This is a genomic window from Streptomyces sp. NPDC000345, from assembly GCF_042898825.1.
Taxonomy (GTDB): Bacteria; Actinomycetota; Actinomycetes; order Streptomycetales; family Streptomycetaceae; genus Streptomyces.
This window is the reverse complement of the sequence record NZ_JBIAZE010000018.1, coordinates 177598-198660: the sequence shown is the minus strand read 5'-3', so window position 1 is coordinate 198660 and position 21063 is coordinate 177598. Positions and strand designations below refer to the sequence as shown.

The window sequence follows — 21063 nt, the reverse complement described above, 5'->3', positions numbered from 1 at the left end:
CGCGACCACCGGCAACGGCGACATCACCCCCCACACCCTCTGACGGGCCGGGCCGGGCCGCCGGCCGCGGGGGGGGTGGGGCCGGGGGGGGGCCGCGCCCCCCCCCCCCCCCCCCCCCGGGTGGCCCGCCCCTCGGGTGCACCCGCCCCCTCGGGTGGCCCGCCTCCGGATCCTGTGAGACCGCGCGGGCCGTCCGCCGTCACACCGTCGGAGTCAGCCACAGCCGTACCGTCCTGTCCGTTCCCGCGCTGCTCAGCAGGCCGCCGTCGCGGGAGAAGCTCAGGCCGGTGACCGGTCCTTCGTGGCCGGTGAGCGGCTCGCCCGCCGAGCGGCCGGTCGCCGGCGACCAGTACCGCACGGTCGCGTCGTCGCCGGCGCTCGCCACCAGCCGCCCGTCCGGTGAGAAGGCCACGCATCCGACCGGCCCGGTGTGACCGGTCAGGGGGCACCCCGACGGGGAGGCGGCGACCGGATCCCAGAGCCGTACGGTCCCGTCCGCACCGCCGGTCGCGATAAGGCGTCCGTCCGGTGAGAACGCGATCGCCCGCACGGAGCCCTCGTGCCCGCTGAGCGGGCCGGCGGTCGGTGTGCCCACCCTCAGGTCCCACAACCTGACCGTGCCGTCGGCGCCGGCGGTCGCCAGGAGGTCGGCAACGGGCGAGAACGCCAGCGCGTCGACCCCGCCGTCGAGGCCGCCGAAGCCCTCGTGCGGCCGACAGCCGCTGAACCGGCCCACGATGGCCCCCGCCGGCGGGGGCCTGCCGTTCTCGTCCCGGAGAAAGCGCGCACGCCGACTCGGTGCGCCGGGAGTGGCCCCCTCGGGGGCCGCCTTCCACAACTCGACCGCTCTGCCGCCCGCACCCGCGATCGCCAGCAGGCCGTCGGGACGCGGAGCGAAGGCCACCGCACGCACATGGACGATGCCGGAACCGAGACGTTCGGGCTCGGCGGACCGGCCCGCGGCGAGCTTCCGGAGCCATGTGCTGCCGTCCCGGCAAGCCGCGGCCAAGAGACGGCGCCCGGTGTGGAAGTCCAGCTTCATCACCGGCCGATCGTGGTGCAGGGAACGCGCCGGCGACCTGCTTGCGGCCGGCTCCCAGAACCGCAAGGTGTCGTCCGGGCCCATGCCCGCGATCAGGGCTCCGCCGGGCGACAGCGCGACCGCGTCCACCGTCCCGGTACGGTCGCCGAGGACCAGGCCGGTGAGGGGCCCGTGGCCCGGCGACCCCCGTGGACGGGTGAGGACCAGTCCCTCCTGCAACCGCCCCACTTCCGCGAGGACTTGTTCCAGGAACTGCCGGCGTTCGCGTTCGGTACGTCCCTGTTCGACGGACTGCTCACACCTCTGCAGGAGCCCTTTCCGCTCACGTTCGGTGTGGCTCAGGGTGTCGCGGAGTTCGGTGACCTGCCTGCTGAGCGCTTCGCGTTCCGTGGCGTGGGCGTTCGCCTGCTCTTCCAGGCGCTGCTTCGACTCACGTTGTGCGGCTTTGAGTTGCTCCTCCATCTGGAAGAGCCGGTACTCGGCGGGTGCCCGGGCGCGGATGGACTCGAAGTACATCCGCCGCGTCTCCTCGCGGACCGCCTCGGCAACCGGGTGGCCCGTCCGGTCTTCCAGCGCCGCGAAGAGCCTGTCCAGGAAATGTGCCTTCGGCTGCCGCTCGCCCGAGAGGAAACGGGAGATCGTCCCTCTGCTGTAGCCGACCGCCTGCGCGAAAGCCTGCAAGGAGGGCCGGCCACTCTCCTCGTACAGCCCCCGCAGGCGCAGGACGAAGGACAGGGCCGGTTCGCTCACGTCCTCCTTGATCGGCCCCAGGTCCGGTTGCCCGCTCTCCCCACCACCCACGGCTCCTCCGGATGCGTTGCGCAAGAGGCAATGGTCTCACCGGAGATGCGTTCTGGCGGTGCGACTTCCGGCAAGGGGAGGCGGTGTTCGACGCTCAGGGCATCGACCTCCGTCCGGACCGGCCGGCCCTGGCCTGCGCAGGCGTTGCTGAGAGGACCTTCCCGCCCATGCACACTCTCCTCACCACCATGGCCACCCTGTTCAGGGGGCGGCAACGCCCGCTCGTGATCGCTCTGTGCCTGCTGCCCCTGCTGGTGGTGACGGTGTGCTGCGTACCGGCGCTCCTCGTGCTGCCGTTCTGGCCCGCCGGCCACACGCGGGCCACTGCCTTGGTCCAGCACCTCAGGGAATGGTCCCTGGCGCTGCGCGGGACCGACGGCGATGTGCCCGGCCGGTGACGAGTGATGCTTTGATCTCGGTCATGACTCGACGGATCTTCATCGACAAGCAGAGCCCCAAGGCCTACCACGCGCTGGTCCAGACGTCGGAGGCCGTGCGGGCGACCGCGGCTGACGCCGGTCTGGAACGCACCGTCGTGGAACTGGTCAATCTGCGGGTGTCGCAACTCAACGGCTGTGCGTTCTGCCTCGATGTGCACACCAAGGCCGCCCTGAAGGCCGGCGAGGACACCCGGCGGCTCGGCGTCCTCGCCGCCTGGCGGGACACCGAGCTGTTCACCCCGCTGGAGCGCGCGGCCCTGGCACTGGCCGAGGCGACCACCCTGCCGTGCGACGCCGCCGCGCAGGAGGCGGCGTACGCCGACGCCCGCGAGGTCCTCACCGAGGACCAGATGTCGGCGGTGATCTGGGTCGCGGTCACCATCAACGCCTTCAACCGGGTTTCCATCCTCAGCAAGCACCCCGTGCGCTGAGCGCACGACGCCTCTCGCGCCCGCCCGAGCCCGGCCCTACCGGGCCGACAGCAGTTGCGGCGCCTGCTCCTTGACCATCGTGTTCGTCCAGCGCATCTGGCGCAGGGTCTGCGGATGGCAGGCGCTCACGAGGTCGAGGAGTTCCCCGTCGCGCAGGGCCTGCGCGGCCTGGGCGAGCGCCCACCATCCGCCCGTCCCGTACGGCGATGTCCATCGCGTCGCCGTTGGAGTGCAGCAGCGACGCGGAGACCGCCCACCGCTCCACGTCCTGCTCGGTCACGCCGTCCGCCAGCCGTACGTCGACCCGCTCCGGCCAGGGAGCGCCCGGCGGGTACGGTGTGCGCGCTCCCCAGGGGTCCGCGATCCGGTCGGGTCGTCGTCGGGCCATGCACTCGCCTCCGTCGAACCAGGCCGCCTGCGCGGCCTGCCCCCTGCTGCGGGCCGAGTACCCCCGATCACCCGGACCTCGCGTCCCGGCCCGGCCGGTGATTGCGGGCCCGCGAACCCGGTAAGAATCGCCTGGCCATCCGGCCGACGCCCTGGAGGACCGCCCATGTCCGAACCCCTCGCCCCCGGCGGAGCGGAGTCCGTCAACGCCGACGCCTGGCAGGCGTACGCCGCCCACCATCTGCGGCGCGGCACGGTCCTGGCGGAAGTGGAGCGTATCGACTGGGGGTTCCCGGGCGCCGGGCCGGACGTGGCGTTCCTCGGGGAGCTGAAGGGGCGGCGCGTCCTGGACCTCGGCTGCGGCACCGCACGGCACGCCGCCCACCTGGTGCGGGTGTACGGCGCCGAGGTGGACGCGGTCGACTCCGCGGCGGGCCAGCTGGAGCGGGCCCGCGCCCGGTACGGCTCGCTGCCCGGCCTGCGCCTGGTCCACGCCGACGCCGTCGGCCATCTGCGCGCCTCGGAGCCGTACGACGTGATCTACTCCGTGAACGCCGTCCCGTACGTCGACCCCCGCCGGCTGCTGCCCGCCCTGGCGACCGCGCTGAAGCCCGGCGGGACCCTGTGCTTCTCGGTGCTGCACACGAACTCCCGCGGGGACGGCCCCGGTCCGGATCTCACCGCCCGCCCGGAGACCCTGCGGTTCGCGGGCGGTGGCGAGGCCACCGTCCGGATGTGGGTGCTCGGCCCCGAACACTGGGAGCGTCTCCTCACCGATCACGGTCTGCGGCTCGACGGCGTCGAGACGGTGACCGCACCCGACCCGGCCAACCGTGCCGCCTACCGGGTCCTGCGCGCCCGCCGCCCGCCGCGGATCTCCGCCCGCCCCCGCACCGCCCGCCCACCGGCCGCCCACGCCGCCCTCGGTGTCGGCGCCATCCTGTACGGCCCCCGGGGGCTGCTGCTGGGCCGCCACCGCCGGGGCACCTGGGAGCTGCCCGGCGGCACGGTGGAACCCGGCGAGACGCTTCAGGAGACGGTGGTGCGGGAACTGCGCGAGGAGACGGGACTGCGGGCGGACCCCGCGGACGTGCGGCTCCTCGGCACCAGCCTGGACCGGGTCGAGGGGGTGGTCCGGGTGACGGTCGGCGCCGTCGTCGGCTGCTGGCGCGGCGAACCGGCCGACCAGCCGGGCGAGAGCGTCGGCGACTGGCGCTGGTACCCGCTGGACCGTCTGCCGCCGTCCCTGTTCGAGTGCAGCGCCCAGTCCCTCACCGCCTGGCGCCCGGACCTGCCGATCGACCACGCCCCGGCCCACTTCACGCCGTACGCGGACCCCGGATCCGCAGCGGGACGGCCGCTCACGGCTCCCCCGACCACGGCCTGACCGGTCCGACGGAGTCCGCTCCGCGGGGGGGCTAGCACGAACAGGCGGGCGGCACGCCGAAAGGCGGCACGGAGTACCCGGATTCGTTCCTTTCGTCACCTGTTCCCGTGATATCCCCCGCTTTCCCCCTGGCGGTTGGTCCCCCGGGCCGTGAGAAAGTTGCGGCCCACACCAGCCAGGGGGGTCCGTGACACGACATCAGAAACGGTCCGGTGCGCGCAGAACGCCGCTGACGCTGCTCACTGCCCTCGGGACGCTGGCCGGCGGAGCCCTCGCGGGGGCCGCGCCGGCCGATGCCGCGGCCTGGACCACCGTGGCGGCGGGGGTGACCTACCGGCACTACGACCTGCGAGCCGCCGCCGGGGTGGCGCGGGTGCACGTGCTCGGCGTCGACCTCACCCGCGCCCACGTACGCCTCGGGCTGCTGTACCCGGGGAAGGTCGCGGCCCGCGCGGCCGTCTCCTCGATGGCCGACGCCCGCAAGGCGGTCGCCGCCGTCAACGGCGACTTCTTCGACATCTCCGAGACCCAGCACCCGGGCGTCACCGCGACCGGGGCGAGCGTGGGTCCGGCGGTCGCGCACGGCAGGGTGCTCAAGGGGGCGGTCCCGGACGCGCAGCGGTTCGGGCCCGAACTGCCGCCGGGCACCACGACCAGGGCGGTGGTCGGCGTCGGCACCGACGGCCGGGCCAGGCTGGACACGCTGGCGCTCAAGGGCACGATCACCGCGTCCGGGCGGCGGCTGCCCCTGGGCGGACTCAACCAGTACGCGCTGCCGGTCGGCTCGATCGGCGCGTTCACCTCGGACTGGGGCAGCGCCTCGCGCCTGCGGGCCACGTGCGGCACCGACACCAGCCGGGCCGCCGCGTGCAGCACGAGAACCTACGAGGTGACGCTGAGGAGGGGACGGGTGGTGTCGGCCTCCGCCACGCCGGGCGGCGGCTCCATCCCGGCGGGCACCACCGTGCTCGTCGGGCGGGAGGCGGGCGCGCGGCACCTGAAGGCGTTCACGACGGGTGAGCGTGTGACGGTGCGTCACAGGCCGGTGTCCGGGTCGGGCACGGCGTACCGCTTCGCCGTGGGCGGCTATCCGCTCCTCAGGGGCGGGCGGTCACTGCCGGGACTGGACGCGGGGGTGTCGGCCGTGCGGACGGCGGTGGGGATCGGCGACCGCGGCAGGCGGGTGTTCCTGCTCGCCCTGGACGGCGCGGTCCCGTACCGCAGGGGGACGACGATCGCCGAGGTCGCCGCCGCCCTGAAGAACCTCGGCGCGACCGAGGGCTTCAGTCTCGACGGCGGCGGCTCCTCGACCCTGGTGGCCCGCCCGGCGGGCTCGACCAGGGTCACGGTCCGCAACCACCCCTCCGCGGGGGCGGAGCGTCCGGTGGCGAACGGTATCGGGGTCTTCACCCGGTAGGCCTGCTCCCCCGCGGCCTCATGGCCGAAGGCTGCCGACGATGTCGGCCGTCGCCATGAGGCCGCTGTGGATGGTGGGGGCCATGCTCGTGCCGGCCAGGAAGAAGCCGAGCAGCAGACAGACCACTGCGTGCGAGACCTTCAGTCCGCTGTTGCGCATGAAGACCACCGCCAGGATCAGCAGCAACAGCACCACGGAAATGGATACGGCCAACGTCAACCTCCTCCGCACGTCCGCTTTCGCGGCGTTCGGCCGCAAGTGTGGCGTAACGGAGGGTTCGTCCGGGCGGCTGGCCTGTCCGCCGAAAGGGTGGTGTCCGACCACCCCGGTGTCTACCGGTGCGCGTCCAGGAAGGCCTCCAGGCCGGCCAGGTCGTCGGTGTTGAGGTGATCGACGCCGGCGGCGAGGAGTTCGGTCCACAGCGCGTCCCGGGCGGGACCGGCGAGGTCCGGGGTGGCCCAGAACCGCACCCGCTGTCCCCGCTCGTGGGCCGCCGCGACGATCCCGCGCAGCTTCTGCCGCTCCGCCTCGGGGAAGGCGCCGACGCCGAGCCAGGTGAAGTGGAGCGTCCAGTTGTCGCTGATCAGCGAGGCGAAGGAGGCGTCGGTGCCGCCCAGGTCGGTGAGGCGTCCGTCGTAGAAGGCGCGGCGGACGGTCTGCGCCTCCATGGGTGTGCGGGCGGCACGGTCGCCGGAGACGACGGCGGTGACCGGGCCGGGGTGGATCCGGCCGTGGGCGTAGGTCGTGAAGAGGTGCCGGTAGTGCTTGAGCAGTTCGTCCAGGGCGAGGTAGGTGGTGGAGCCCTCGGTCTTGATGTCGATGAGCAGGTGCAGGGGCTGCCGGTAACCCCGGTACACGGAACCGCGGTTGGCCTTCACCCGGGTGGCGAGCGGGGCGAGGTAGAGGGACTCCAGGGTGCGGGCGGGGTCGAGTCGGTCCGCCGAGTGGGCGACGAGGAGTTCGCCGTCGACGAGGAAGATGTCGGCCTCGACGCTGCCGAAGCGGTGGTCGAGCGCGTCGAGGAGCGGGCGCGGGTGCTCGTAGTCGTTGTGGGCGTGGGCGCGCCACAACGGGCGGGGGCCGCGCTGGTGTCCGTCGGCGAACGCGGCGTGGGCGGGCGGGGCGAGCACCGCGGCGAGGGTGGCGCCGAAGCCGGTGAGCACTCTGCGGCGGGCGAGGTGGGCCATGTCGTTCCTCCCTGTGGGGCGGGTCGGGACCACAGGGAGTATGGGGCTGTCCTGGCGCCAACGAACCTGTACGTGGAAGGAGTTGGCCGGACTGCCGTCGCTTGTTCACTCGGGCCGCGCAGGCGCACGGAAAAGCCCGCCCCAGGTGGGGCGGGCTTCACCGGGCGACGGTCAGGGGGCCCGCAGGTCGACGAGTTCGGCCACCGCGGCCCGATGAGCGCCCGCGGTGCCGTAGGCGATCGAGTCGGCCTTGGCCCGCTTGAGGTAGAGGTGGACCGGGTGCTCCCAGGTCATGCCGATCCCCGCGTGCAGTTGCAGCGCCTCCTCGGCGGCGTGTACGGCGACACCCGCCGCGTAGGCCTGGGCGACGGCCACCGCGATGTCGGCGTCCTCGCCGGTGGCGAGGGCGTCGGCCGCGCCCCGGGCGGCGGCCCTGAGGTTGACGACCTCCAGCCACAGCTGCGCCAGCCGGTGCTTGAGCGCCTGGAAGCCGCCGACGGGCCGGTTGAACTGCTTGCGCTCCTTGAGGTAGCGCACGGTCTCCGTCAGGGTCCAGTCGGCGAGCCCGAGTTGCTCGGAGGCGAGCAGCCCGGCTCCGGCGCGCAGGGCGCGGCGCACGGCGGGTCCGGCGTCGCCGAGGCGGCGGCCGGCGGCCCCGGCGAGGGTGACCGTGGCGAGGGGCCGGGTGAGGTCGAAGGAGACCTGCGGGGTGACGGTCACCGCGTCCGCGTCCACCGCGTACAGCCCGCCGTCCTCGGCCGGCACGAGCAGCACGTCGGCTGCCGCGGCGTCGGCGATGCCGGTCAGCTCCCCGTGCAGGGCGCCCCCTTCGACGCGTACGGCCGTGAAGGCGGCGCCGGGAGCGGTGTGCAGCCCGACCGCCAGCGCGCCGATGGTCCGCCCGGAGGCCAGCCGGCCGAGCAGGTCCTGGTCGCCGCAGGCCAGCAGCGCCTCGGTGGCGACGACGGCACTGGTCAGATACGGCACCGGCGCCACCGCGCGGCCCAGCTCCTCCAGCACCACGGCGACTTCGCGGTGCGTGGCGCCCTGTCCGCCCTGCGCCTCGGGAATCAGCAGGCCCGCGAGGCCCATACCGTCGGCGAGGGCCTTCCAGGCCGCCAGGTCGTGGGGGGCGTCGGACTCGGTGCGGGCGATGACACCGGGCGCGTCGCAGTGGTCGGCGAGCAGGTCGCGTACCGCCGACCGCAGCGCCTCTTCCTCCTCGGAGTAGAGAAGATCCGTCATCGGGCGAGGTCCTTCCAGGCGACGTCCTTGTCGGTGCGCGGCTCCGAGGGCAGGCCCAGGACGCGCTCGGCGACGATGTTCAGCAGGACCTCACTGGTCCCGCCCTCGATGCTGTTGCCCTTGGAGCGCAGGTAGCGGTATCCGGCGTCCCGGCCCGTGAAGTCCACGAGCTCCGGGCGGCGCATGGTCCAGTCGTCGTACAACAGGCCTTCCTCGCCGCGGAGTTCGACCTCCAGGCCGCTGATCTCCTGATTGAGGCGGGCGAAGGCGAGTTTCATGCCGGCGCCCTCGGGGCCGGGCTGGCCCAGGGCGAGCTGCTGGCGCAGCCGCTCGCCGGTGAGCCGGGCGACCTCGGCCTCCACCCAGAGCTTGAGCAGCCGCTGGTGCAGGTCGTGGGTGCGCAGCTCCGGGCGCTCGCGCCAGGCCCTGGAGACCGGGCCGATCATGCCGCCCTCGCGGGGCAGCCGCATGCCGCCGATGGCGACGCGCTCGTTGTTGAGGGTGGTCTGCGCGACCCGCCAGCCGTCGCCGATCTCGCCGAGGCGGCGGGAGTCGGGGATGCGGACGCCGGTGAGGAAGACCTCGTTGAACTCGGCCTCGCCGGTGATCTGGCGCAGCGGCCGGACCTCGACGCCGGGGTCGGTCATGTCGCAGAGGAAGTAGGTGATGCCGGCGTGCTTGGGGACGTCCGGGTCGGTGCGGGCGATGAGGATGGCCCAGCGCGCGACGTGGGCGCTGGAGGTCCACACCTTCTGCCCGTTGACGACCCAGTCTCCCCCGTCCTCGCGGACGGCCCGGGTGCCGAGCGCGGCGAGGTCGGAGCCGGCGCCGGGCTCGCTGAACAGCTGGCACCAGACCTCCTCCCCCGTCCACAGGGGCCGCAGGAACCGGCGTTTCTGTTCCTCGGTGCCGTACTTCAGGATCGTCGGCGCGGCCATCCCGAGGCCGATGCCGATGCGGCGGGGGTCGTTGTCGGGGGCGCCCGCGGCCTCCAGTTCGGCGTCCACGACGGCCTGCAGGGAGCGGGGCGCGCCGAGTCCGCCGAGGCCCTCCGGGTAGTGCACCCAGGCGAGGCCGGCGTCGAAGCGGGCCTCGAGGAAGCCGAGGCGGGCCGTGGTGGCGGGCGGGTGCGCGGCCAGGAACTCCCTGGTGCGGGTGCGCAGTTCCTCTGCGGTGATCATACGGCGGCTCCGTTCTCCAGCGCCGGGACGACGGCCACCCGGCCGGTGGTGACGCCGTCGGCGACCCGCTGCACGGCCTCGGCCGCGCCGACGAGCGGCACCCGCTCGCTCACCAGGGGCTTGATCGCGCCCCGGGCGGCCAGCTCGGTGAGCTGTTCGTGGCAGTGCTGGACCAGCTTCGGGTTCTTGGTGTTGTACAGGCCCCAGTGCAGGCCGAGGATCGAGTAGTTCTTCACGAGGGCGTGGTTCAGCCCGGGGCTGGGGATGGTTCCGCTCGCGAAGCCGACGACCACGATCCGGCCCTCGAAGGCGACGACCTTCGTGGACTGGGTGTAGGCCTCGCCGCCCACCGGGTCGTAGACGACGTCGGCGCCCCGGCCGCCGGTGGCCTCCTTGACGGCGGCGACGACGTCCTCGGTCCGGCGGTCGACGACCACGTCGCAGCCCAGTTCCCGGGCGATGGCGGCCTTGTCGGCGCCGCCGACCACGCCGATGACCCGGGCCCCCGCGGCCTTCCCGAGCTGCACGGCCGCGCTGCCGACCCCTCCTGCGGCAGCGTGGACGAGCAGCGTCTCGCCGGCCTCGATCCCGGCCCGCCGGTGCAGGCCGAACCAGCCCGTCTGGTAGCCGATGTGCAGCGCGGCGGCCTCGGCGTCGTCCAGCGCGTCCGGGGCGGACAGCAGGGCGGCGGCGTCGGCGACGGCGTACTCGGCGAAACCGCCGTACGGCAGCGCCGGGTTGGCGATCACGCGCCGGCCGTCCTCGGTCTCGCCGCAGATCTCCACGCCCGGGGTGAAGGGAAGCGGCGGCCGGACCTGGTAGTGGCCCCGGCACATCAGCGCGTCCGGGAAGTTGATGTTCGCGGCGCGCACCCTGAGCAGGACCTGGCCGTCACCGGGCGTGGGCCGCTCCACCTCGTGGAGCCGCATCACCTCGCTCGGCTCGCCGTTCTCGTGCACCTGCCATGCCTGCATGCGGAGCCTCCACGGGACTGCGTCGTCCGACCGGTGTCGTGACCGGTCGTCGTTCCGACCGGCCGCAGTCGCATACTAAGCGGTCGCTTGCCGATCGGGGAACAGTCAGGTGCGTCACGTCCCCTTCGGCCTCGCCCGGACGTGCATCCGCTCCCCCTGTGGCCCGAAGAGACTGAGGAACTCCGCCGGCCCCTCCCCCGTCGATCCGAACCAGTGCGGCACGCGCGTGTCGAACTCGGCGGCCTCTCCCGCCGTCATCACCACGTCGTGCTCCCCCAGCACCACCCGCAGCCGCCCGGACAGCACATACAGCCACTCGTAGCCCTCGTGGGTGCGCGGCTCCGGTTCTTCTTCGCGCTGCGGCACGAGCACCTTGAACGCCTGGAGGCCGCCGGGCTGCCGGGTCAGCGGCCAGAAGGTGCGCCCGTGGCGGGTCACCGGCCGCGCCCGCACCCGGGGGTCGCTCACCGGCGGGGCACCCACCAGTTCGTCCAGCGGCACCTGATGCGCCTGGGCGATCGGCAGCAGCAGCTCCAGGCTCGGCCTGCGCAGCCCCGACTCCAGCCGGGACAGGGTGCTGACCGATATGCCGGTCGCCTCGGACAGCGCCGCCAGGGTCACCTCCCGCTCCTTCCGGATCCGGCGCAGCCGGGGGCCCACTTCCGCGAGAACGTCTTCGGCACTCATACCCCGTATTGCAGAATCGGCAAAGACGTTTGTCAATGCCGCGGTATCCGGGTCACCTTCTCGGTGGAGGTGGTCACCATGACCGAGGGGTACGAAGTGGTCGTCGTCGGCGGCGGAGCGGCGGGCCTGTCCGCGGCCCTCGTCCTGGGCCGGGCCCGGCGCCGCACGCTGGTGGTCGACGCGGGCGAGCCGCGCAACGCGCCGGCCGCCCATGTGCAGGGCTATCTGAGCCGGGACGGGATGCCGCCCGCGGAGTTCCTCGCCGCCGGCCGGGAGGAGATCGCCCGGTACGGCGTGGAGCTGGTCCGGGACCGGGCGGTGGACGTCCGCGGAGGCACGGACTTCGCCGTGATCCTCGCGGGCGGCCGTACCGTGCGCGCCCGGCAGCTCGTCGTCGCCACCGGCCTCAGGGACGAGCTGCCCCCGGTGCCGGGCCTCGCCGAGCGCTTCGGCCGGGACGCGCTGCACTGCCCGTACTGCCACGGCTGGGAGGTCCGCGACCAGGCCTTCGGGGTGCTCGCGACCGGTCCGCTCAGCGTGCACCAGGCGCTGATGGTGACGCAGTGGTCGAAGGACGTGACCCTGTTCCTGCACACGGTCGCCGAGGAGGAGCTGACCGACGAGGACCGGCGCCGGCTGACGGCCGCCGGGGTGCGGGTGGTCCCCGGCGAGGTGGCCGCTCTCGTGGTCGAGGACGACCGGCTCACCGGGGTCCGCCTGAGCGCGGCCGCCGCCTCCGGGGAAGGGCCGGTGTACGACCGTGAGGTGCTGTTCGTCGCGCCGCGCCCGGTGCCGCGGACGGAGCTGCTGGAGCGGCTGGGCGCCGAGATGACCGAGACCGCCTTCGGTGCCTATCCCGTGGTCGACGGGCACGGCCGGACCACCGTCCCGGGCCTCTGGGCGGCGGGCAACGCCTCCGGCTTCGCCGAGCAGGTCGTGAACGCGGCGAGCCGCGGCTACCGGGCCGGGGCCGCGATCAACGGCGAGCTGCTGATGGCGGACCTCGACGCGGCCGCCGGGGCGGCGGGGGTGTAGCCGGGGCCCCGGCGTAGCACCATGGCTGCATGCTGCTGACCCGGCTCGCCGATGTGTCCCGGGAGGTCGCCGCCAGTTCGGCGCGCTCCCGCAAGATCGCTCTGCTCGCCGAACTCTTCCGGGACGCGGACGCGGAGGACGTGCCGGTCGTCATCCCGTACCTGGCCGGACGGCTCCCGCAGGGCCGGCTCGGCGTCGGCTGGAAGGTGCTGAGCCGGCCGGTCGCGCCCGCCGGGTCGCCGACGCTGACCGTGCGCGAGGTCGACGCCCTGCTGACCGAGCTGGGCAAGGTGTCCGGCCCCGGCTCGCAGGCCGAACGGGCGCGCCTGGTGGGCACGTTGATGGGCGCCGCCACGGCGGACGAACAGCGGTTCCTGCTCGGGCTCATCACCGGCGAGGTCCGTCAGGGCGCGCTGGACGCCGTGGCCGTCGAAGGCCTGGCCCAGGCCACCGGGGCGTCCCCGGGGGACGTACGGCGCGCGGTGATGCTCGCCGGTTCCCTCCAGACGGTCGCCGCGTCCCTGCTCAGGGACGGTCCGCCGGCGCTGGAGGCGTTCCGGCTGACCGTGGGCCGCCCGGTGCTGCCGATGCTGGCGCACACCGCGTCCTCCGTCGCCGAGGCGGTCGGCAAGCTCGGCGGCTGCGCGGTGGAGGAGAAGCTGGACGGCATCCGCGTCCAGGTGCACCGGGACGGCGACGAGATCCGCCTCTACACCCGCACGCTCGACGACATCACCGACCGGTTGCCCGAAGTGACCTCGGCGGCAAGGGAGTTGAGGGGCGAGCGGTTCATCCTGGACGGCGAGGTCATCGCCTTCGACGAGCGCGGCCGGCCGCGCTCCTTCCAGGAGACGGCCGGTCGGGTCGGCTCCCGGGTCGACGTGGTGGCGGCCGCCGAGGCGGTGCCGGTCTCGCCGGTCTTCTTCGACGCGCTGTCCGTGGACGGCCGTGACCTGCTCGACCTGCCGTTCGCCGAACGGCACGGGGAGCTGGCCCGGCTGGTGCCGGAGCCGATGCGGGTGCGGCGGACGCTGGCACGCGGCCCGGAGGATCTCCCCGTGGCCGAGGAGTTCCTCGCGCAGACGCTGCGGCGCGGCCACGAGGGCGTGGTCGTGAAGTCCCTCGACGCCCCCTACAGCGCGGGCCGCCGCGGGGCGTCCTGGCTCAAGGTCAAGCCCGTGCACACCCTGGACCTGGTGGTCCTGGCCGCCGAGTGGGGCCACGGCCGCCGCACCGGCAGGCTCTCCAACCTGCACCTCGGCGCGCGGACCGCCGACGGCGGCTTCGCGATGCTCGGCAAGACCTTCAAGGGGATGACCGACGCCATGCTCGGCTGGCAGACCGAACGGCTGCGGGAGCTGACCCTGAAGGACGAGGGCTGGGGGGTCACCGTACGCCCCGAACTGGTCGTCGAGATCGCCTACGACGGCCTCCAGCGCTCGACCCGTTACCCGGCCGGTGTCACCCTGCGCTTCGCCCGCGTGGTCCGCTACCGCGAGGACAAGCGGCCGGAGCAGGCCGACACCGTGGAGACCCTGCTGGCCGCCCACCCGGAGGTGCACCCGTGACACAGAAGCGCAGCGCGGGCCTGCTGCTGTTCCGCCACACCGACGACGGCACGGAGGTGTTGCTGGGCCACATGGGCGGCCCGTACTTCGCGAAGAAGGACGCCGGGGCGTGGACCGTGCCGAAGGGCGAGTACGAGCCCGACGAGCCCGCCTGGGAGGCCGCCCGCCGCGAGTTCCAGGAGGAGCTGGGGCTGCCGCCGCCCGACGGCGAGGCGATCGGTCTCGGGGAGGTCCGGCAGACGAACGGCAAGATCGTCACCGTATGGGGGATCGAGGCGGACCTGGACCCGGCGGCGATCGATCCGGGCACGTTCACGATGGAGTGGCCGCCCAGGTCCGGGCGGACCCAGGAGTTCCCGGAGCTGGACCGGGTGGCCTGGTACGGCCTGGACCGCGCCCGTGAGGTGATCGTCCCGGCGCAGGCCGCGTTTCTCGACCGTCTGACGGAGCACTCGGCCTGAGCGGACGCGCACGCGTTGCGGCCCCCCGCGCGGCGCGGGAAGGTCGAAGCACAGGCAGCTCTCCAGGAGGTCGGTCATGCCCATCGCGACGGTGAACCCGGCGAACGGCGAGACGCTCAAGACGTACGAGGCCATGGGCGAGGAGGAGCTGGAGCGCCGGCTCCAGCTCGCGGAGGCCACCTTCCGGACGTATCGGCTGAGCGGTTTCACCGACCGCGGGCGCCTCCTGATCCAGGCCGCGAACCTGCTGGACGAGGACCGGGCGGACATCGCCCGGGTGATGACCACCGAGATGGGCAAGCCGGTCAAGCAGGCGCGTGCGGAGGCCGCGAAGTGCGCCAAGGCGATGCGCTGGTACGCCGAGCGCGCCGAGACGCTGCTCGCCGACGAGCGGCCGGCCGACGCCGACGTCGAGGACTCCGGGGCCGCGCGGGCCCTGGTGCGTTACCGGCCGCTGGGCCCGGTGCTCGCGGTGATGCCGTGGAACTTCCCGCTGTGGCAGGTCGTCCGCTTCGCCGCGCCCGCGCTGATGGCGGGCAACGTCGGCCTGCTCAAGCACGCCTCCAACGTGCCGCAGACCGCCCTGTACCTGGAGGACCTCTTCCACCGCGCCGGTTTCACCGAGGGCTGTTTCCAGACCCTGCTCATCGGGTCGGGCGCGGTGGACGAGATCCTGCGCGACGAGCGCGTGAAGGCGGCGACGCTGACGGGGAGCGAGCCCGCGGGCCGGGCCGTGGCCGCCACGTCCGGGGCGATGGTCAAGAAGACGGTGCTGGAGCTGGGCGGCAGCGACCCGTTCGTCGTCATGCCGTCGGCGGACATCGACCGGGCCGCGCGGGTCGCCGTCACGGCCCGGGTGCAGAACAACGGGCAGTCCTGCATCGCCGCCAAGCGGTTCATCGTCCACTCGGACGTGTACGACGCGTTCGCCGAGCGCTTCACCGAGGGGATGCGGGCGCTGAAGGTCGGCGATCCGCTGGAGGAGGACACGGAGGTGGGCCCGCTGGCGAGCGAACAGGGTCGGGCCGACCTGGAGGAGCTGGTGGACGACGCCCGGCGCAGCGGCGCCGACGTGCTGTGCGGAGGCGAACGGCCCGACTGGCCGGGCTGGTACTACCCGCCGACCGTTCTCGCCGGTGTCACCCGCGAGATGCGCATCCACCGCGAGGAGGCGTTCGGGCCGGTCGCGACACTGTACCGGGCGGCCGACCTGGACGAGGCGGTGCTCATCGCCAACGACTCGCCGTTCGGCCTGAGTTCGAACGTCTGGACCCGGGACGAGGCCGAGGTCGACCGTTTCGTACGGGATCTGGAGGCCGGCGGGGTCTACGTGAACGGGATGACCGTGTCCCATCCTGCGTTCCCCTTCGGCGGGGTGAAGCGGTCGGGGTACGGGCGTGAGCTGTCCGGGCACGGAATCCGCGAGTTCTGCAACATCACCACCGTTTGGCACGGCGTGTGAGCGCGGCGCGGCTACGATCGCGGGTGTGAACCGCGAAGTGACCCTGCCTCTGATCGTCGACGACCGCGGGACGCTGCAGGTGGCCGCGGCCGACGTGAGCAAGCTGCTGCGGACGCTGGGCGGCCGGTGGCTGCATCTCGTCGAGGCGGGTGCGGACGGACTCGACGAGGACACGGTGGCCGCCCTGACGATCGAACTGGCCAAGCTGGCCGACAGGATCGACGTGGCCTGCATCGCGCACAGCAGCGGGGGGACTTCCTGACCGCGGCTTTCCGGCCGCCCCGGGGCAGCCGGTCGAGGGGCGCGGGGACCGCGCGACCGGCCCCCACGCGCCCGCGGACCGCGTCCTACCGGATGGGCATCCCGGAGAGCGTCCTGGCGATCACCAGCCGCTGAATCTCACTGGTCCCCTCGAAGATGGTGTAGATCGCGGCGTCCCGGTGCATCCGCTCCACCGGGTACTCCCGTGTGTATCCGTTGCCGCCGAGAATCTGGATCGCCTGCGCCGTGACCTGCTTGGCCGTCTCGCTCGCGTACAGCTTCGACATCGAGCCCTCGGCGGCGGTGAAGGGCTTGCCGCTGATCGCCATCCAGGACGCCCGCCAGACGAGCAGACGAGCGGCGTCGATCTGCGTGCGCATGTCGGCGAGCTGGAAGGCGACGCCCTGGTTGTCGATGATCGGCCGTCCGAACTGCTCACGCGTCCTGGCGTAGTCGAGGGCGACCTCGTAGGCGGCCCGGGCGGTGCCGACCGCCATGGCTCCCACCGCGGGGCGGCTCGCCTCGAACGTCGCCATCGCCGCGTTCTTCACCCGCTCGCCGCCGGCCTTCGCGCGCTCCCGGGCCCGGGCCAGGCGCTCGTCCAGCTTCTGCTTGCCGCCGAGCAGGCAGGAGCCGGGGACCCGCACGTTGTCGAGGATGACCTCGGCGGTGTGCGAGGCGCGGATGCCGTGCTTCTTGAACTTCTGGCCCTGGGCGAGGCCGGGGGTGCCGGGCGGGACGATGAAGGAGGCGTGGCCCTTGGAGCCGAGCTCCGGGTCGACGACGGCCACGACGACATGGACGTTGGCGATGCCGCCGTTGGTCGCCCAGGTCTTCGTGCCGTTGATCACCCACTCGTCCTTGGCCTCGTCGTACACGGCCCGGGTGCGCATGGAGGCGACGTCGGAGCCGGCGTCGGGCTCGGAGGAGCAGAACGCGGCGACCTTGACGTCGTTGGCGTCGCCGTACATCTGGGGGATCCAGGTGCCGATCTGTTCCTCGGTTCCGTTGGCGAGTACGCCCACGGCGGCCAGTCCGGTGCCTACGATCGACAGGGCGATGCCCGCGTCGCCCCAGAACAGCTCCTCCATGGCCATCGGGATGCCGAGGCCGGTGGGGTCGAAGTACTGCTGGGCGTAGAAGTCGAGGGAGTAGATGCCGACCTTCGCCGCCTCCTGGATGACCGGCCAGGGAGTCTCCTCACGCTCGTCCCATTCGGCGGCCGCGGGGCGGATGACGTCGGCCGCGAAGCCGTGCAGCCAGTCCCGGACCTCCTTCTGTTCGTCGTTGAGCTCCATGGTGAACTCGGCCATGTCCCCTCCAGCGGCGGAACGTGTGTTACTAGCGGTAACCCCGAGTCTGTTACTCGCGGGTAGGAAAAGTCAACTCCTGGCGGGTGCACGGGAGCCTTCAGGCCCGTTCGCTGCCAGGCTGCTGTCGGGTGTTAGTTTGCGCAGGCGGCACCGAAACATCACGGGTGGGGAGAGCACATGGACACCACGCAGCGGACCGAACAGCAGCAGTCCGCGGACCGCCGACGGCGCGAGTTGCTGGAGGCCGCGGACCGGGTGGTGCTGCGCGACGGCCCCCAGGCCTCGATGAACGCGATCGCCGCGGAGGCGGGCATCACCAAGCCCATCCTCTACCGCCACTTCGGCGACAAGGGAGGGCTCTACGCCGCCCTCGCCAAGCGGCACACGGACGCGCTGCTGGACTCGCTCCGGGCCGCACTCGACGCCCCCGCCGAGCGCCGGGAGCGGGTGGAGGCGACCCTCGACACCTACCTCGCCGCCATCGAGGCCCGGCCCCAGGTGTACCGGTTCCTGATGCACCCGTCCGAGGGCGGGCAGGGCGCGGACCAGGGGTTCGACGTGGGCAAGCACAGCGCGCCGCTGCTGCGCAGGATGGGCGAGGAGTTGGCCCAGGTGATCGAGGACCGGCTGGACCTCGGCCCCGGGAGTCAGCAGCTCGCCCGGGTGTGGGGGCACGGGATCGTCGGGATGATGCACGCGGCAGGGGACTGGTGGCTCGGGGAGCGGCCGTGTTCCCGGGCCGAGCTGGTGCGGAGTCTGGCGGATCTGCTGTGGGGCCGTCTCGCGGCGGCCGGGGACAAGGTCGGCGGTCCGGGGTTCTGAGGGCGGTGGACGCGCGCGGGTCCGTCGCGGCCGGTCGCGCCCGCGCGGCGGAGCCGCGGACCGACACGGCCCCGCGCCCCTAGGCGGGCGAGCCCACCCTGTGCCAGGAGGCTCGGGTCACCTGGCGCATCAGTCTTCTCCTGCGCCAGCCCGTCACCCGGTCCGCATAGACGCGGCCCTCCAGGTGATCGCACTCGTGTTGCAAGCATCTGGCAAAGAATCCCGTGCCGTGGACCGTGACCGGCTCGCCCGTCATCGTCCGGCCCTCGACCACGGCGTGGTCGTGGCGTTCCGTCCCCGCCTCCAGGCCCGGCAGGGACAGACAGCCCTCGGGGCCCCGCAGGACGATGCCGTCCGCCTCCACCAGCCGCGGGTTCACGACATGGCCCAGGTGACGCACGTCCTCGTCGTCGGGGCAGTCGTAGACGAAGACCCGCAGGGGCACGCCCACCTGGTTGGCGGCCAGGCCCACGCCCTGGGCCGCGTACATCGTGGCGAACATGTCCTCGACGAGCCGGGCGAGTTCGGGGCCGAAGTCGGTGACCTCCTCGCAGGGTTCCCCAAGGACCGGATCACCGAGGAGACTGAGGGGTCTGACGCGCCCGCGCGCGCCCGGGATGGAGCCGTGTCGCATGGCGGCAAGGGTACGGTCCTTTCTGACACGCGCATGCCTACGGGCGTGAGGTGGTGCCGCGATTCGGGAGTGTGAATGGATCTCGATAGGCTGACCACCTACCACGGTGCCGTCAGGCCATAGGCGCGGCGCGTACGCAAGGAGGATCGAGAACTGATGGCAGGCAACTCGGACCCGCTCACGCCGCGGGCCAAGCTGGCCGTGACCGCCGGCAAGGCGGTCGCTGCGGCATCCCGCGCAGCCGGACGCGGCAGCGGTTCGGTGATCGGTGGCCGGGTGGCGCTGAAACTCGACCCCGACCTGCTCGCCCGGCTCGCCCAGAACCTGGACGTCGTCCTGGTCTCGGCGACCAACGGGAAGACGACGACGACCCGGCTGATCGCCGAGGCGCTGCGGGCCGCGGGCCCGGTCGTCTCCAACGCGCTCGGCGCCAACATGCCTGCAGGCATCACCTCGGCGCTCGCCGGCGGTTCGGAGTCCAAGTACGGCGTCATCGAGGTCGACGAGAAGTACCTCGCGGGCGTGGCCCGGGACACCGACCCCAAGTGCATCGCGCTGCTCAACCTCTCCCGCGACCAGCTCGACCGCGCCGCCGAGACGCGGATGATGGCGGAGAACTGGCGAGAGGGGCTGGCCGGCTCCAAGGCGGTCGTCGTCGCCAACGCCGACGACCCGCTCGTCGTGTGGGCCGCGTCCTCCTCCCCCAACGTGGTGTGGGTCGCCGCCGGGCAGATGTGGAAGGACGACGCCTGGTCGTGCCCGTCCTGCGGCGGCGTCATGCAGCGGCCCGGCGACGACTGGTTCTGCGGTGAGTGCGGATTCCGGCGTCCCCAGCCGAGCTGGGCGCTCTCCGGTGACCACGTCATCGATCCGCACGGGTCCGCCTGGCCCATCCATCTGCAGCTGCCCGGTCGCGCCAACAAGGCCAACGCCGCCTCCTCGGCCGCCGTCGCCGCCGTGTTCGGGGTGCCGCCGCAGGTGGCGCTGGAGCGCATGTACCAGGTGCAGGCCGTCGCCGGGCGCTACGACGTCGTCCAGTTCCAGGGCCGTGACCTGCGGCTGCTGCTGGCGAAGAACCCCGCGGGCTGGCTCGAGACGTTCAGCCTGATCGATCCCCCGCCGACCCCGGTGATCCTCTCGGTGAACGCGCGCGGCGCCGACGGCACCGACACCTCCTGGCTGTGGGACGTCGACTACACGCGGCTGACCGGCCACCCGATCTTCGTCATCGGTGACCGCAAGCTGGATCTCGCGGTCCGGCTGGAGGTGGCGAACCAGCACTTCCAGGTGTGCGACACCGTCGACCAGGCCGTGCAGATGTGCCCGCCCGGCCGGATCGAGGTCATCGCGAACTACACCGCGTTCCAGGACCTGCGCCGCCGCGTCGGCAACTGACCACGAAGGACGACCAGTTCATGAGCGACAACCAGCTGCGGATCGTCTGGGTCTACCCGGACCTGCTCAGCACCTACGGCGACCAGGGCAACGTCCTGGTCGTGGAGCGCCGGGCGCGGCAGCGCGGCCTCGACGTGGCCCGCCTCGACGTGCGCAGCGATCAGCCCATCCCGACCTCCGGCGACATCTACCTCATCGGCGGCGGCGAGGACCGGCCGCAGCGGCTCGCGGCGGAGCGGCTGCGCCGTGACGCGCATCTGTACCAGGCGGTGCAGAACGGCGCGATCGTGTTCGCGGTCTGCGCCGGCTACCAGATCCTCGGCCACGAGTTCGTCAACGACCTCGGGCAGCGCGAGCCGGGCCTCGGCCTGCTCGACGTCACCACGGTGCGCGGCGAGGGCGAGCGATGCGTCGGTGACGTCCTCGCGGACATCGACCCGCGGCTCGGTCTGCCGCCGCTGACCGGCTTCGAGAACCACCAGGGCATCACCCACCTGGGCCCGACCGCCCGCCCCTTCGCCCGGGTCCAGCTCGGCAAGGGCAACGGCACCGGCGACGGCACCGAGGGCGCGTACAACGACACCGTGTTCGGCACGTACATGCACGGGCCGGTGCTCGCCCGCAACCCGCTCATCGCGGACCTGCTGCTGAAGCTGGCGCTCGACGTGAACGCGCTCCCGCCGATCGACGACCGCTGGTACGAGGCCCTGCGCAACGAGCGCATCGCGGCCGCGCAGCAGCCCGCGTGAGGACAGGGGTCCGCCGGCCCGCGTGAGTTACCCGTTCACCTGCTTTTCAGAGCACCGTCAGCAGCCCGTCTGACCGTGCGTCCGCACAGGTGAGCGGGCACGTCCAGCAGGCGGACGCATGCTTCGGCCCCGCCCCCTCCTGCCGCTAGGGTGGCGGGGATCGAGCCGGACAATGCGGTCCGGA

At 73.0% G+C, this 21063-nt stretch carries 21 protein-coding genes; 12 read left to right on the top strand and 9 right to left on the bottom strand.

Going from position 1 to position 21063, the window contains the following annotated elements:
* Positions 1 to 199 precede the first annotated feature (199 nt).
* A complete protein-coding gene (locus tag ACFY30_RS33615; RefSeq protein ID WP_390848912.1) occupies positions 200 to 1792 on the bottom strand; it encodes a helix-turn-helix domain-containing protein in 1593 nt (530 codons plus the stop codon).
* 218 nt (positions 1793 to 2010) lie between these two features.
* On the opposite strand from ACFY30_RS33615, the gene ACFY30_RS33610 reads away from it, so the two are divergent.
* The 4 genes from ACFY30_RS33610 to ACFY30_RS33595 all read left to right on the top strand — a co-directional run bounded on the left by ACFY30_RS33610 (position 2011) and on the right by ACFY30_RS33595 (position 5905).
* Positions 2011 to 2241: a hypothetical protein gene (locus tag ACFY30_RS33610; RefSeq protein ID WP_390848911.1), complete on the top strand. Its 231-nt coding sequence runs from the start codon at positions 2011 to 2013 to the stop codon at positions 2239 to 2241.
* 23 nt (positions 2242 to 2264) lie between these two features.
* The gene (locus tag ACFY30_RS33605; protein ID WP_390848910.1) at positions 2265 to 2714 is read left to right on the top strand and encodes a carboxymuconolactone decarboxylase family protein; all 450 of its coding nucleotides are present in this window, start codon (positions 2265 to 2267) and stop codon (positions 2712 to 2714) included.
* 553 nt (positions 2715 to 3267) lie between these two features.
* Positions 3268 to 4488: an NUDIX domain-containing protein gene (locus ACFY30_RS33600; protein WP_390848909.1), complete on the top strand. Its 1221-nt coding sequence runs from the start codon at positions 3268 to 3270 to the stop codon at positions 4486 to 4488.
* A 187-nt stretch (positions 4489 to 4675) separates the two neighbouring features.
* Entirely contained in the window at positions 4676 to 5905 is a 1230-nt protein-coding gene (locus tag ACFY30_RS33595; protein WP_390848908.1) for a phosphodiester glycosidase family protein, read from the top strand.
* An 18-nt stretch (positions 5906 to 5923) separates the two neighbouring features.
* Here ACFY30_RS33595 and ACFY30_RS33590 read toward each other — a convergent pair whose 3' ends face one another.
* The 6 genes from ACFY30_RS33590 to ACFY30_RS33565 form a co-directional block, all read right to left on the bottom strand.
* Positions 5924 to 6118 (bottom strand): hypothetical protein, encoded by a 195-nt coding sequence (locus tag ACFY30_RS33590; RefSeq protein ID WP_390848907.1) that lies wholly within the window; start codon positions 6116 to 6118, stop codon positions 5924 to 5926.
* A gap of 119 nt (positions 6119 to 6237) precedes the next feature.
* Entirely contained in the window at positions 6238 to 7092 is an 855-nt protein-coding gene (locus ACFY30_RS33585) for a phosphatidylinositol-specific phospholipase C/glycerophosphodiester phosphodiesterase family protein (protein ID WP_390848906.1), read from the bottom strand.
* A 171-nt stretch (positions 7093 to 7263) separates the two neighbouring features.
* The gene (locus ACFY30_RS33580; protein ID WP_390848905.1) at positions 7264 to 8337 is read right to left on the bottom strand and encodes an acyl-CoA dehydrogenase family protein; all 1074 of its coding nucleotides are present in this window, start codon (positions 8335 to 8337) and stop codon (positions 7264 to 7266) included.
* Positions 8334 to 9518 (bottom strand): acyl-CoA dehydrogenase family protein, encoded by a 1185-nt coding sequence (locus ACFY30_RS33575; protein WP_390848904.1) that lies wholly within the window; start codon positions 9516 to 9518, stop codon positions 8334 to 8336. The genes ACFY30_RS33580 and ACFY30_RS33575 overlap by 4 nt, the downstream gene beginning before the upstream one ends.
* Positions 9515 to 10492, bottom strand: coding sequence for an NADPH:quinone oxidoreductase family protein (locus ACFY30_RS33570; RefSeq protein ID WP_390848903.1), 978 nt, complete (start codon positions 10490 to 10492; stop codon positions 9515 to 9517). The genes ACFY30_RS33575 and ACFY30_RS33570 overlap by 4 nt, the downstream gene beginning before the upstream one ends.
* Positions 10493 to 10606: 114 nt before the next feature.
* Positions 10607 to 11179 carry a helix-turn-helix domain-containing protein gene (locus ACFY30_RS33565; protein WP_390848902.1) on the bottom strand — a complete coding sequence of 191 codons (573 nt, stop codon included), beginning with the start codon at positions 11177 to 11179 and terminating at the stop codon, positions 10607 to 10609.
* A gap of 78 nt (positions 11180 to 11257) precedes the next feature.
* On the opposite strand from ACFY30_RS33565, the gene ACFY30_RS33560 reads away from it, so the two are divergent.
* The 5 genes from ACFY30_RS33560 to ACFY30_RS33540 all read left to right on the top strand — a co-directional run bounded on the left by ACFY30_RS33560 (position 11258) and on the right by ACFY30_RS33540 (position 15967).
* Entirely contained in the window at positions 11258 to 12214 is a 957-nt protein-coding gene (locus ACFY30_RS33560) for an NAD(P)/FAD-dependent oxidoreductase (RefSeq protein ID WP_390848901.1), read from the top strand.
* A gap of 29 nt (positions 12215 to 12243) precedes the next feature.
* Entirely contained in the window at positions 12244 to 13782 is a 1539-nt protein-coding gene (locus tag ACFY30_RS33555; protein ID WP_390848900.1) for an ATP-dependent DNA ligase, read from the top strand.
* Entirely contained in the window at positions 13779 to 14243 is a 465-nt protein-coding gene (locus tag ACFY30_RS33550; RefSeq protein WP_390848899.1) for an NUDIX domain-containing protein, read from the top strand. The genes ACFY30_RS33555 and ACFY30_RS33550 overlap by 4 nt, the downstream gene beginning before the upstream one ends.
* A 76-nt stretch (positions 14244 to 14319) precedes the next feature.
* Positions 14320 to 15705, top strand: coding sequence for an NADP-dependent succinic semialdehyde dehydrogenase (locus tag ACFY30_RS33545; RefSeq protein ID WP_390848898.1), 1386 nt, complete (start codon positions 14320 to 14322; stop codon positions 15703 to 15705).
* Positions 15706 to 15730: 25 nt separating this feature from the next.
* Entirely contained in the window at positions 15731 to 15967 is a 237-nt protein-coding gene (locus tag ACFY30_RS33540; protein WP_385277643.1) for a DUF6213 family protein, read from the top strand.
* A gap of 85 nt (positions 15968 to 16052) precedes the next feature.
* Here the strand turns inward: ACFY30_RS33540 and ACFY30_RS33535 are convergent, their stop codons facing one another.
* The gene (locus tag ACFY30_RS33535) at positions 16053 to 17279 is read right to left on the bottom strand and encodes an acyl-CoA dehydrogenase family protein (RefSeq protein WP_390848897.1); all 1227 of its coding nucleotides are present in this window, start codon (positions 17277 to 17279) and stop codon (positions 16053 to 16055) included.
* Positions 17280 to 17456: 177 nt separating this feature from the next.
* Between ACFY30_RS33535 and ACFY30_RS33530 the strand changes: the two genes are divergently transcribed.
* Positions 17457 to 18101: a TetR family transcriptional regulator gene (locus ACFY30_RS33530; protein WP_390848896.1), complete on the top strand. Its 645-nt coding sequence runs from the start codon at positions 17457 to 17459 to the stop codon at positions 18099 to 18101.
* 79 nt (positions 18102 to 18180) lie between these two features.
* Here the strand turns inward: ACFY30_RS33530 and def are convergent, their stop codons facing one another.
* Positions 18181 to 18735: a peptide deformylase gene (def, locus tag ACFY30_RS33525; RefSeq protein ID WP_390848895.1), complete on the bottom strand. Its 555-nt coding sequence runs from the start codon at positions 18733 to 18735 to the stop codon at positions 18181 to 18183.
* A 156-nt stretch (positions 18736 to 18891) separates the two neighbouring features.
* Between def and ACFY30_RS33520 the strand changes: the two genes are divergently transcribed.
* Together ACFY30_RS33520 and ACFY30_RS33515 are read left to right on the top strand one after the other, a co-directional pair.
* Positions 18892 to 20130, top strand: coding sequence for a MurT ligase domain-containing protein (locus ACFY30_RS33520; protein WP_390657310.1), 1239 nt, complete (start codon positions 18892 to 18894; stop codon positions 20128 to 20130).
* A gap of 20 nt (positions 20131 to 20150) precedes the next feature.
* Positions 20151 to 20879 (top strand): type 1 glutamine amidotransferase, encoded by a 729-nt coding sequence (locus tag ACFY30_RS33515; protein WP_390657309.1) that lies wholly within the window; start codon positions 20151 to 20153, stop codon positions 20877 to 20879.
* The last annotated feature ends 184 nt before the right edge of the window (positions 20880 to 21063 follow it).

Coding starts and splice junctions, on each gene's coding strand:
- ACFY30_RS33610 (WP_390848911.1), top strand. CDS start 2,011: ATGCACACTCTCCTCACCACCATGGCCACCCTGTTCAGGGGGCGGCAA.
- ACFY30_RS33605 (WP_390848910.1), top strand. CDS start 2,265: ATGACTCGACGGATCTTCATCGACAAGCAGAGCCCCAAGGCCTACCAC.
- ACFY30_RS33600 (WP_390848909.1), top strand. CDS start 3,268: ATGTCCGAACCCCTCGCCCCCGGCGGAGCGGAGTCCGTCAACGCCGAC.
- ACFY30_RS33585 (WP_390848906.1), bottom strand. CDS start 7,092: ATGGCCCACCTCGCCCGCCGCAGAGTGCTCACCGGCTTCGGCGCCACC.
- ACFY30_RS33580 (WP_390848905.1), bottom strand. CDS start 8,337: ATGACGGATCTTCTCTACTCCGAGGAGGAAGAGGCGCTGCGGTCGGCG.
- ACFY30_RS33575 (WP_390848904.1), bottom strand. CDS start 9,518: ATGATCACCGCAGAGGAACTGCGCACCCGCACCAGGGAGTTCCTGGCC.
- ACFY30_RS33570 (WP_390848903.1), bottom strand. CDS start 10,492: ATGCAGGCATGGCAGGTGCACGAGAACGGCGAGCCGAGCGAGGTGATG.
- ACFY30_RS33565 (WP_390848902.1), bottom strand. CDS start 11,179: ATGAGTGCCGAAGACGTTCTCGCGGAAGTGGGCCCCCGGCTGCGCCGG.
- ACFY30_RS33560 (WP_390848901.1), top strand. CDS start 11,258: ATGACCGAGGGGTACGAAGTGGTCGTCGTCGGCGGCGGAGCGGCGGGC.
- ACFY30_RS33555 (WP_390848900.1), top strand. CDS start 12,244: ATGCTGCTGACCCGGCTCGCCGATGTGTCCCGGGAGGTCGCCGCCAGT.
- ACFY30_RS33545 (WP_390848898.1), top strand. CDS start 14,320: ATGCCCATCGCGACGGTGAACCCGGCGAACGGCGAGACGCTCAAGACG.
- ACFY30_RS33535 (WP_390848897.1), bottom strand. CDS start 17,279: ATGGCCGAGTTCACCATGGAGCTCAACGACGAACAGAAGGAGGTCCGG.
- ACFY30_RS33530 (WP_390848896.1), top strand. CDS start 17,457: ATGGACACCACGCAGCGGACCGAACAGCAGCAGTCCGCGGACCGCCGA.
- def (WP_390848895.1), bottom strand. CDS start 18,735: ATGCGACACGGCTCCATCCCGGGCGCGCGCGGGCGCGTCAGACCCCTC.
- ACFY30_RS33520 (WP_390657310.1), top strand. CDS start 18,892: ATGGCAGGCAACTCGGACCCGCTCACGCCGCGGGCCAAGCTGGCCGTG.
- ACFY30_RS33515 (WP_390657309.1), top strand. CDS start 20,151: ATGAGCGACAACCAGCTGCGGATCGTCTGGGTCTACCCGGACCTGCTC.